The sequence below is a fragment of the Rickettsia sp. TH2014 genome, assembly GCF_019249195.1.
Classification (GTDB): Bacteria; Pseudomonadota; Alphaproteobacteria; order Rickettsiales; family Rickettsiaceae; genus Rickettsia; species Rickettsia felis.
Window position 1 is genome coordinate 1 of record NZ_MXAX01000046.1, and the last position, 3,702, is coordinate 3,702.

Sequence of the window (3,702 nt, forward strand, 5' to 3'; positions counted from 1 at the left end):
ACGTAATTCTTCTCGCAATGACGGAAAACCGAGCCATGCAATAACATCCAATTTTATTAACCCTTTAAAAAATCTTATTAGCCTCTAGCACTTTAGCTAATATTACGAGAAAAATATGTCAATAAAACTAAAACAACGATTTGTTCCACAACTTGCAGCAATTAATCACGAATTTGAAGAAGATTTTTCTAAAATGCTTGAAACCGTTGATACAAGTCATATAAAAGAAAAAACGGTAGTTAAAGGCCAAGTAATCGAAATAAAAAACGATATGGTTATTGTTGATGTTGGATTAAAAAATGAAGGTAGAATACCTAAATCTGAATTTTTAGCTCTACCTGAAGTTGGGGACGTAGTTGAAGTTTTCATCGAGAAAATTGAGGGACGTAACGGCAGAACGATATTGAGTCGTGAAAAAGCAGTCAAAGAAGAATTATGGGGACAACTAGAAATCATGTGTTCCAAGGGTGAATTTGTCGACGGTACAATTTTTGGTCGTGTAAAAGGTGGCTTCACCGTGGATTTATCCGGTGTAGTAGCATTCCTGCCAGGAAGCCAAGTTGACGTTAGACCTATTAAAGATCCTACTTCTATAATGAATATTAAACAACCGTTTAAAATTTTAAGCATGGATAAAAAGCTTGGTAATATAGTAGTTTCAAGAAGAGCTATTTTAGAAGAATTACGTTCCGAATCTAGAGAGGAGATGCTATCTAAAATTAAAGAGGGTATGGTATTAGAAGGAACCGTAAAAAACATTACTGATTACGGTGCGTTTATCGATCTTGGAAGTGTTGACGGTTTATTACATTTAACCGATATTTCTTGGGGAAGAGTTAACCACCCTTCAGAAGTATTAGAATTTAACCAAAAGGTTAAAGTAATGGTTATTAAGTTTGATGAAAAAACCAAAAGAATATCACTTGGTATAAAACAACTTGATTCTAACCCATGGGAAGCAATTAAAGAAGAATTCCCCGTCGGTAAAAAAATGACCGGTAAAGTTACAAATTTTGCTGATTACGGCGTATTTATAGAATTAAGAGACGGACTTGAAGGGCTTGTTCATTCAAGCGAAATTAGTTGGTTAAAATCTAATCAAAACCCTAGAAAAACATTAACTATAGGACAAGAAGTAGGATTCGTAGTTTTAGAGGTCGATACTGAAAAACATCGTGTTTCTTTAAGTATTAAACAATGCCAAGAGAATCCTTTAATAAAGTTTGCTGAAAATAATCCTGTCGGTACTATAATTAAAGCACCGATTAGAAATATTACGGATTTCGGTATTTTTGTTGCACTAGGTAATAATATGGACGGCATGATTCATGAAGGTGATATTAGCTGGGAAGATAAGGGAACAGATCTATTAAAATCATACAAGAAAGGTGACGAAATAGAATGCAAAGTTCTAGCCATTAATATTGAAAAAGAACAAGTTAGCTTAGGTATAAAACAATTGTCACCTAATCCATATCAAGAAATCAGTGACGAATATAAAAAAGGTACAATAGTTAAAGCCCTTATAACAGAAGTTCAAGATGATGGACTCGAAGTACTATTAAACAATAAAGTAGCAGGTTTTATTAAAAGAACTGAATTATCGGATGAAAAAGACGAGCGGAAGCCTGAAATGTTTAAAATAGACGAAGAAATAGAAGCAAAAGTTGTTTCTATCGAGAAATCAACCGGTAGAATTTTATTATCGGTCAAAGCTCATAAAATAGCAGAACGTCAAAAAGCTCTCAAAGAATATGGTTCTAGTGATAATACCACTAATATGGGAGATATACTTGCTAATGCTTTAGAAGATAAGAAGTAGAAGCTTTTTTTCAATTTGTTATACCGTGGCTTGACCACGGTATAACATTTTAATATAATTTCAGGAGAAAATATTAATGTCGTATGTACCGATAGTAATTGAACAAACCTCACGTGGGGAGCGTGCTTATGATATATATTCAAGATTGTTAAAAGAACGTATAATCTTCGTATGTAGTACTGTTGAAGATCATATGGCAAACTTAGTCGTTGCACAATTATTGTTTCTTGAAGCAGAAAATCCTAAAAAAGATATATATATGTATATCAATTCCCCCGGAGGAGTTGTAACCGCAGGACTTGCTATTTATGATACAATGCAATATATAAAGCCTAAAGTAGCTACATTATGTATAGGTCAAGCTTGTTCTATGGGTTCACTTTTACTTTGCGGAGGCGAGAAAGGAATGCGTTATAGTTTACCTCATAGCCGTATTATGATCCATCAACCGTCAGGAGGTTATAGAGGACAAGCTACCGATATAGAAATTCACGCTCAAGAAACCCTAAAAATCAAAAGATTACTTAACGAATTGTATAGTAAACACACTGGACAAGAGTTAAAACATATCGAAAAAAGTATGGAACGTGATAATTTCATGTCGCCGGAGGAAGCAAAGAAATTTGGAATAATCGATAATATAATTTCTTCTAGAGATGCTATGACAATGTCAGCAAAATAAAGAATTGGTATTGCTAACTAAATATAGATGCGTCATTGCGAAGCCATGAAAGCGTTGTTGCATGGCTCGGCTTATCCTTTGTCATCCCGTGATTTATTCACGGGATCTAGTTAAAAATACTAATAATTTTAGTATTTTTAGTTGTTTTACTGGATACCGTGGACAAGCCACGGTATGACACCGAGCGGGTTTTTAAGTCATGCAACAAAGCCAGCCATGAAGTGGCTGGGTTAATCCAGAAAAATAATAAAAGTGCTAATTCTAATATTTTCTTACTGGATTGCTTAGTCAAAATTTTTAATTTTTTCGTAGCTCAGACGTTAATTTCTAATTAATCTATACTTAGTTAGCAATGCTTAAAGAATTTTATAAAAAAATCTTATAGATTTAGTTTTATTATTATAGTATAAGAGAATTAATTTGTTATTGGGGTCATAGCTCAGTTGGTAGAGTGCTTGAATGGCATTCAAGAGGTCGAGGGTTCGATTCCCTCTGGCTCCACCATGTCTTATTTCTATTTCAATTTATAAATACTTCAAACAGTAAACATATTATACACTAAGAACTTTATTCCTTTTTAGATTAGTTTTAACTTACTTAGTGAATTAATTAAGAGACTATAAAATGAATAAAGTAATTACACAATTATCAGAAATTAAATTAGTCGGTATTACAGCCTGCACCTCAAACGCCGCAGAAATGAACGCTGATACTGTAAAAATAGAGACAACAATGCAGCGATTTTTTGCAGACAAATTACAAGATAAAATCCTAAATAGAAAAACTCCGGAAAAAATTTTTGCAGTTTATACAAATTATGAGAGTGACGCTACCGGGGAATATACTTACTTTCTTGGAGAAGAAGTTACTTCTTTTGAGAATATAGATAAAGGATTTTCAACTCTTACTATTCCAATGCAAACTTATGCAAAATTTACATCAGGTCCCGATCAAATGCCTAAAGTCGTTATTGATATGTGGCGAAAAATATGGAATATGAATACGGCAATGTTAGAAGGTGAAAGAGCTTACATAGCTGATTTTGAAATATATGATGAAAGAAGTAGTGATTTAAATAATGCTGTAGTTGATATTTATATTGGTATACTCGATGAACTTGAAAAATTGGCTACGTCGTCTTTGTATGTAGAAGTCAAGATTTAATCTCACAGACATTATAAAAATTATATCTGAATGT

The 3,702-nt window shown here is 33.1% G+C and carries 3 protein-coding genes and 1 tRNA gene; all 4 read left to right on the forward strand.

The window, feature by feature from the left end; genetic code table 11:
• Window positions 1-115 precede the first annotated feature (115 nt).
• Window positions 116-1,822: a 30S ribosomal protein S1 gene (locus tag KYQ89_RS00645; protein WP_218459892.1), complete on the forward strand. Its 1,707-nt coding sequence runs from the start codon at window positions 116-118 to the stop codon at window positions 1,820-1,822.
• 76 nt (window positions 1,823-1,898) lie between these two features.
• Entirely contained in the window at window positions 1,899-2,504 is a 606-nt protein-coding gene (gene clpP / locus KYQ89_RS00650; RefSeq protein WP_011271101.1) for an ATP-dependent Clp endopeptidase proteolytic subunit ClpP, read from the forward strand.
• 428 nt (window positions 2,505-2,932) lie between these two features.
• Window positions 2,933-3,008: transfer RNA gene (locus tag KYQ89_RS00655), tRNA-Ala, on the forward strand.
• A 120-nt stretch (window positions 3,009-3,128) separates the two neighbouring features.
• On the forward strand, window positions 3,129-3,668 hold the full coding sequence (locus KYQ89_RS00660) for a GyrI-like domain-containing protein (protein WP_218459894.1): 540 nt from the start codon (window positions 3,129-3,131) through the stop codon (window positions 3,666-3,668).
• Window positions 3,669-3,702: the final 34 nt, after the last annotated feature.